The organism is Clostridium sp. CAG:221, assembly GCA_000435835.1.
In the GTDB taxonomy this organism is placed as follows: Bacteria; Bacillota; Clostridia; order Clostridiales; family Clostridiaceae; genus Clostridium.
In genome coordinates, this window is the sequence record FR883427.1 from 59,011 (window position 1) to 66,237 (window position 7,227).

Annotated in this window: 5 protein-coding genes and 3 riboswitches; all 5 genes read left to right on the forward strand. The window is 31.8% G+C overall.

Annotation, left to right across the window (positions count from 1 at the left end; translation table 11 throughout):
- Nucleotides 1-6 precede the first annotated feature (6 nt).
- Nucleotides 7-106: riboswitch (purine riboswitch) on the forward strand.
- A 173-nt stretch (nt 107-279) separates the two neighbouring features.
- Nucleotides 280-377: riboswitch (purine riboswitch) on the forward strand.
- Between the two features lie 89 nt (nt 378-466).
- The 5 genes from Q5O44_RS13355 (at nt 467) to Q5O44_RS13375 (ending at nt 6,913) form a co-directional block, all read left to right on the forward strand.
- Nucleotides 467-1,525 (forward strand): BMP family protein, encoded by a 1,059-nt coding sequence (locus Q5O44_RS13355; RefSeq protein WP_022168941.1) that lies wholly within the window; start codon nt 467-469, stop codon nt 1,523-1,525.
- A gap of 202 nt (nt 1,526-1,727) precedes the next feature.
- A riboswitch (purine riboswitch) is annotated at nt 1,728-1,826 on the forward strand.
- 160 nt (nt 1,827-1,986) lie between these two features.
- Nucleotides 1,987-3,042, forward strand: a complete 1,056-nt coding sequence (locus Q5O44_RS13360) for a BMP family protein (RefSeq protein ID WP_022168942.1) — start codon at nt 1,987-1,989, stop codon at nt 3,040-3,042.
- A gap of 315 nt (nt 3,043-3,357) precedes the next feature.
- The gene (locus Q5O44_RS13365; protein ID WP_022168943.1) at nt 3,358-4,878 is read left to right on the forward strand and encodes an ABC transporter ATP-binding protein; all 1,521 of its coding nucleotides are present in this window, start codon (nt 3,358-3,360) and stop codon (nt 4,876-4,878) included.
- Nucleotides 4,878-5,966, forward strand: coding sequence for an ABC transporter permease (locus Q5O44_RS13370; RefSeq protein WP_022168944.1), 1,089 nt, complete (start codon nt 4,878-4,880; stop codon nt 5,964-5,966). The genes Q5O44_RS13365 and Q5O44_RS13370 overlap by 1 nt, the downstream gene beginning before the upstream one ends.
- Entirely contained in the window at nt 5,966-6,913 is a 948-nt protein-coding gene (locus tag Q5O44_RS13375; RefSeq protein WP_022168945.1) for an ABC transporter permease, read from the forward strand. The genes Q5O44_RS13370 and Q5O44_RS13375 overlap by 1 nt, the downstream gene beginning before the upstream one ends.
- Nucleotides 6,914-7,227 lie beyond the last annotated feature (314 nt).

Sequence of the window (7,227 nt, forward strand, 5' to 3'; positions counted from 1 at the left end):
TATTAATAAATGAAAAAAGAAAAAACTCATATAAATCCCTAATATGGAGGGATGTCTCTACAGGAAACCAATAAATTTCCGAGCTATGAGTGAACTTGATATATGTGAACTCTTATATGAATTATGTTGAATTTTGACGCATTAAATTTAGTTATGAAAATTTAATGCGTCTTTTTTTGATGTTTTTTAGCAGGAATAAAGAAAATAGATAAAAATAGAAAAAAGTGTTGAAATAACGAATTATATTTATTATAATACACATATAGTTCGTTTGGGAAATTTGAACTAAAAGAAAAAACTCGTATAAGTCCCTAATATGGTGGGATGTCTCTACAGGAAACCTAAAATTTCTAACTATGAGTAGTTAAGTGTATATAAAATTATACATATTTGATTTTGCCTTACAGGTAGGTAGGTTTTCCTAAGAAGTGACAAAAATGTTGATAAGAACTTAGGAGGAAAAATTATGAAGAAGAAATCAATCGCATTAGCACTATCAGCTTTAATGGTAACTGGATTAGTAGGATGTGGAAATAGCAGTGAGGGAGAAAATAAAGCTGAATCAACTTTAAAAGTTGGTATGGTAACAGATTCGGGAACAATAGATGATAAATCTTTTAATCAAGGAACTTGGGAAGGAATTGGACAAGCTGAAGAAGAGTTAGGAATTGAAAAAAATTATTTAAAACCATCTGGTGAAACAGAAGTAGATTATTTAACAGAAATTCAAAATCTTTATGATGCAGACTTTAAGTTTATAGTATGTCCAGGATTTAAATTTGAAACGGCTATATATGAAGCACAACAAAAATATAGTGATGCTAAGTTTGTATTAATAGATGCTTCACCAAGTGATGGAAATGGAAATGGGTTAGTGGCAGATAACACAGTTTCAATATTCTTTGCAGAGCAAGAAGCAGGATTTGCAGCAGGTGTTGCAGCAGCAGTTGAATTACAAACTGGTGATTTAGGATTCGTAGGTGGTATGGAAACAGGTCCAGTTAAAAGATTTGATGCTGGATTCCAACAAGGTGTAGCTTATGCCAATGAAAAATATGGAACATCAGTATCATTAAAAGATGAAAATATAGTATATTCAGGATCATTTACTGATAAAGCTTTAGGGCAACAATTAGCAGCAACAATGTATGATAGAGGTGTAAAAGCTATATTTGCTGCAGCTGGTGGAACTGGAACAGGTGTTATAACAGAAGCTAAAACTAGAGAAGGTGCATGGGTTATAGGTGTTGACTCAGACCAATATTCTGAAGGTATTAAACCAGATGGAACTTCAGTAATATTAACTTCTGCTGTTAAGAAGGTTGAAAAAGCTTCATACAATATGGTACAAGCAGAATTAAATGGTGAATTCCCAGGTGGACAAACTTTAATATTAGATGCAGCTAATGGTGGTGTTGGTATACCAGCAGAAAATCCAAACTTAAGTGAAGAAACTGTGAAAAAAGTTAATGAAGTATTAGAAGCTATTAAAAATGGTGAAATAGAAGTTAAAGAAGAATTATAATAAATAAAAAGGTAAATCCATATGGATTTGCCTTTTTTATATTTATGAAAAATTAAAGTTATAGTTGTGAGTTAGGGAGAATAAAGAAGAATTATGTTGTAAAAATATGTATATATTATTATCTTTTGGGTAAATTAATAAAAAAATGAAAAAATGTGTTGATATTACGAATGTTTTGAATTATAATAAAGGTATAGTTCGGAACAAGAGAACTGTGATTACTCGTATAAATCCCTAATATGGGGGGATGTTTCTACTGGAAACCTAAAATTTCTAAACTATGGGTAAAATTAATTGTATATGACTTAATACATAATAAGGATATAAAATGCTAATTTATATATTTAACTTAAATGTAACTAAGTTATACATGTTAATTTAGTCTGATAAGTGACATGGGTTTTCATATAGAAGTATTTAAAAAATATAACTTATGGAAAAAAGCTTAGGAGGAAAAAATTATGAAAAAGAAATCAATAGCATTAGCTCTTTCAACTTTAATGGTAACAGGGTTAGTAGGATGTGGAAGCAATGAAGGCGGAAGCAATGAAGAGGCAACTTTAAAAGTAGGTATGGTAACAGATTCAGGAACAATAGATGATAAATCATTTAACCAAGGAAGCTGGGAAGGAATTGGACTAGCTGAAAATGAATTAGGAATTGAAAGAAATTACATGCAACCAGCTGGTGAAACAGAAGTAGATTATTTAACAGAAATCCAAAATCTTTATGATGCAGATTTTAAGTTTATAGTTTGTCCAGGATTTAAATTTGAAACAGCTATATATTCAGCACAAGAAACATACAGCGATGCTAAATTTGTAATCATCGATGGTGAGCCAAATGATGGAAATGGAAATGCTTTAGTAGCAGATAATACAGTTTCAATATTCTTTGCTGAACAAGAATCAGGATTTGCAGCAGGAGTTGCAGCAGCATTAGAATTACAAACTGGTGATTTAGGATTCATTGGTGGTATGGAAATACCTTCAGTACAAAGATTTGATGTTGGATTCCAACAAGGTGTAGCTTATGCTAACGAAAAGCTTGGTACAGCAGTAACTTTAAAGGAAGAGAATATAGTTTACTCAGGATCATTTGCTGATGCAGCATTAGGACAACAATTAGCAGCAACTATGTATGATAATGGTGTAAAGGCTATATTTGCTTGTGCAGGTGGAACAGGAAACGGTGTTATTACTGAAGCTAAAACTAGAGAAGGTGTATGGGTAATTGGTGTTGACACAGATCAATACAATGAAGGTTTAAAATCAGATGGAACATCTGTAATATTAACTTCAGCTGTTAAGAAGATAGATGCAGCAGCTTACCAAATGATTGAAGAAGAATTAAATGGCAATTTCCCAGGTGGACAAACTATAACATTCAATGCTAAAAATGATGGTATTGGTATACCAGCAGAAAATCCAAACTTAAGCGATTCAACAGTTGAAAAAGTTAAAGAAGTTTTAGAAGCTATAAAGAATGATGAAATAGTAGTTAAGCCAGAAGTATAATATATGTATATATTTGCATCCAGTTGTAAAACTGGATGCATTTTTATCTGCCATTATGAAGTTGAATTACTGATTGTCGTTTTATGGTGGTTGTTTTTGTATAAATATTTATAAAACACTAAGAATGTTTTAAAAAGCAAAAGTAAATATTAAGAAATGTTCAAAAATAATTAAGTTTTCAAGGGGAAATAGATAAAAAAAGTTGAAAATACGAATTATTTGAAGTATAATTAAGTAAAGTTTCGCATAAGAAAATGCAATTGTGAACGTAGCTGAATAGAGAGAGTAAATATTTTTAGTTTGAGGAGGATATCCATGGAATATGTAGTAGAGATGCTTAATATCCGTAAAGAGTTTCCAGGAATAGTGGCGAATGATAATATAACACTTCAACTTAAAGAAGGAGAAGTACATGCTCTTTTAGGGGAAAATGGAGCCGGAAAATCAACACTTATGGGAATGTTGTTCGGTATGTATAAACCAGATAGAGGATGTATAAAGGTAAGAGGTAAAGAAGTGAAGATTTCTAATCCTAATATAGCAAATGACTTAGGAATTGGGATGGTTCACCAACACTTTAAACTTGTGGACAACTTTACAGTTACTGAAAATATAATTCTAGGGTGTGAACCAAAAAAAGGTTTAGTAGTAGATATTAAAACAGCTGCTAAGAGAATTGAAGAATTATCTAAGCAGTACGGATTAAATGTAGATCCATATGCAAAGATTGAAGATATTTCAGTTGGGATGCAGCAAAGAGTAGAAATACTTAAGATGTTATACAGAGATGCAAATGTATTAATATTTGATGAGCCAACGGCAGTATTAACACCTAGTGAAATTGAGGAATTGCTTTCAATTATAAAAGGAATGACAAAAGAAGGTAAATCTGTAATCATTATAACACATAAATTAAAGGAAATTAAAGCTGTTGCTGATAAGTGTACAGTTATTAGAAGAGGTAAATACATAGGAACAGTTGATGTAAAAGATACTACTGAAGCAGAAATGGCTAAAATGATGGTTGGTAGAGAAGTATCATTTAAAGTAGAAAAAACTGAAGCTAAACCGAAAGAAACTGTTATAAGCATAAAGAATATTTCTGTTAAGAATAACAAGAAGGTTTTAGGTCTGAAGAATTTTTCATTAGACGTAAAAGCAGGAGAAATAGTAGGTATTGCTGGTGTTGAAGGTAATGGACAAACTGAATTAGTTGAAGCATTAACTGGTATGAGACAAGTTGAATCAGGAATAATAGAATTTAAGAATAAAGATATAACAAAAAAATCTATTCGCGAAAGAATCGATGAAGGTATGGCACATATTCCAGAAGATAGACACAAGAGAGGATTAATCCTTGATTATACAATGGAAGATAATATGGTATTAAAGGCATATAAAAAAGCCCCGTTTTCTAAGAATGGCTTAATTAATAGAGCAAAGATAAGAGAATATGCTAATAAGATTATAGAAACTTTCGATGTTAGAAGTGGTGAAGGTGGACAATCTATAGCAAGATCTTTATCAGGTGGTAATCAGCAAAAAGGTGTAATTGGACGTGAAATTGAATCAAATCCAGACTTTTTAATAGCTGTTCAGCCTACAAGAGGGCTAGATGTTGGTTCTATAGAATATATACACAAGAGATTAGTAGAACAAAGAGATTTAGGAAAAGCTGTGCTTTTAGTATCACTTGAGCTTGATGAGGTATTAAATGTATCAGATAGGATTGCTGTAGTAAACAATGGTGAATTAGTAGGTATAGTTAATGCTAATGAAACAAATGAAAATGAAGTTGGTTTAATGATGGCCGGCGTAAAGAAGGAGGAAGCTTAGTGCATAAGAATCAATTGTTAAAATCTCTTATGGCAATAGTTTTAGGATTATTTGCAGGATTTTTATTAATGTTATCTATGGGTTATAACCCAGTAGATGGATATACTTATCTTTTCAAAGGTGGGTTAATGAATACTCAGAGAATTGGTAATTCAATTGCAACGGCTACACCTTTAATCTTAACAGGGTTATCGGTTGCTTTTGCAAATAGAACTGGATTATTCAACATAGGTACTCCTGGACAAATGTTAGCAGGTGGATTTACAGTAACAGCAATAGGTATTTTAGTAGATTTACCATCACCAATATTAATACCTTTAATGGTTACATGTGGTATAATTGCTGGGGCTTTATGGGCAGCAATACCAGGACTTTTAAAAGCATTATTTAATGTTAATGAAGTTGTTTCATCAATCATGATGAACTGGACTGCGTACTGGATAGTATATTACATGGTTCCACAATACTTAAAGGGAACTACAGAAACAGAATCAGCAAAGCTTGCACAAGGAGCTACATTAAAGGCTGATTGGCTTTCAAGTATGTTTGGAGGTTCATACATAAACCTTGGTATATTATTAGCAATAACAGCTGTAGCAATTATTTGGTTTACACTTAATAAGACAGTTTTAGGATATGAACTAAAGGCCGTTGGATATAATAAGTTTGGTGCAGAATATGCAGGTATGCCAGTAAATAGAAACATTGTTGTATCAATGATGATTGCAGGAGCACTTGCAGGTCTTGCAGGGGTTGTTCAATATATGGGTAACTCACAAGTTATGCAAATAGGGGTTATGCCTTCACAAGGATTTGATGGTATAGCAGTAGCTTTATTAGGTAATAACACACCATTTGGAGTATTATTATCAGCATTATTCTTTGGAGTTCTTTATGTTGGTAAAGGATTTATGAATGCTAATGTTAAAGTACCACCAGAACTTGCAGATACAATTATAGCAACAATTATATACTTTGCTGCTACAAGCATGATTATGGACAAGGTAATAAAGAAATTTAAGAAAACAAAAGAAGAAAAGAAAAAAGCGGTAGCAAGTGAAACTACTGAAAGGGCGGTGGAAAAATAATGTGGGATATATTAGTTAAAATTTTTCCTTATGCAATAGCTTATACAATACCAATGTTAATTACAGCTTTAGGTGCATTATACTGTGAAAGAAGTGGTATAATTAACATAGGTTTAGATGGATTTATGATAGTTGGATCTTTTGCAGGAGCTTTAACTATATCTAAGCTTCAAGCAGCTGGTGTTGGCAGTGCCTTATGGATTGGTTTATTAGTAGCAGCTTTAGTTGGAGCATTATTTTCAATATTACATGCCTTTGCCAGCATTAATTTAAATGCAGACCAAGTAATTAGTGGTACAGCTATAAATATGGTGGCAGGAGCTTTAACAGTATTCTTAGCAAGAAATATTACTGGTAGTGGTAATATAAGAATCACTATGGGATTTGTACCAGAAAGTATAAGTGTATTAAAAGATATACCAGTATTAGGACCATTATTCTTTACAAGAACTTATGCTACAACATGGTTAGTACTTGTTATATTAGCTGTAAGCACATTCTTATTATATAAGACAGCTTTTGGTATGAGATTAAGAGCATGTGGTGAAAATCCACAAGCAGCGCAAGCAGCAGGGATTAACGTTACAAAGATGAGATACTTTGGAGTTATGATTTCAGGAGCTTTATCAGCTTTAGGTGGATGCATAATCTTAGTTACTTATTCAGGAGAGTTTAATGGAAGTGTTGCAGGTCTTGGATTCTTAGCTTTAGCAGCATTAATCTTTGGACAATGGAAACCACTTGGAATTTTAGGAGCAACATTATTCTTTGGATTTGCTTCAACATTAGCAAATGTTTCTCAAGTAATACCTCAATTACAACAAATACCTCTAGTAGTATTAAAGGTATTCCCTTATGTAGTTACATTAATAGCGCTTATAATATTCTCTAAGTCAACTCAAGCTCCAAAAGCAGCTGGAGAACCATTTGATGCAGGAAAGAGATAGATAATAAAAAAATCACTTTGAAATTTCATTATTTCAAAGTGATTTTTTATTATAATGATGAATTATGAGTGATGAATTATGAGTTGGGGAATAAACTTCTAAAAGGAGTTTAGAAAAAGTATTATTTAAGAAACTCTTTGAGTTTCATCATAAATTCATCATTCATAAATCTTAATTCATAATTTGGTTTAAAATATAGAAAAGATTCTAAAAATTGGGTATAATAAAATTAATGTTTGGGGCATTAAAAACAAAGGGGGATATTTATGAAAAAAGTAAAAATTGCACTTTTAGGATTAGGTAATGTAGGGAAA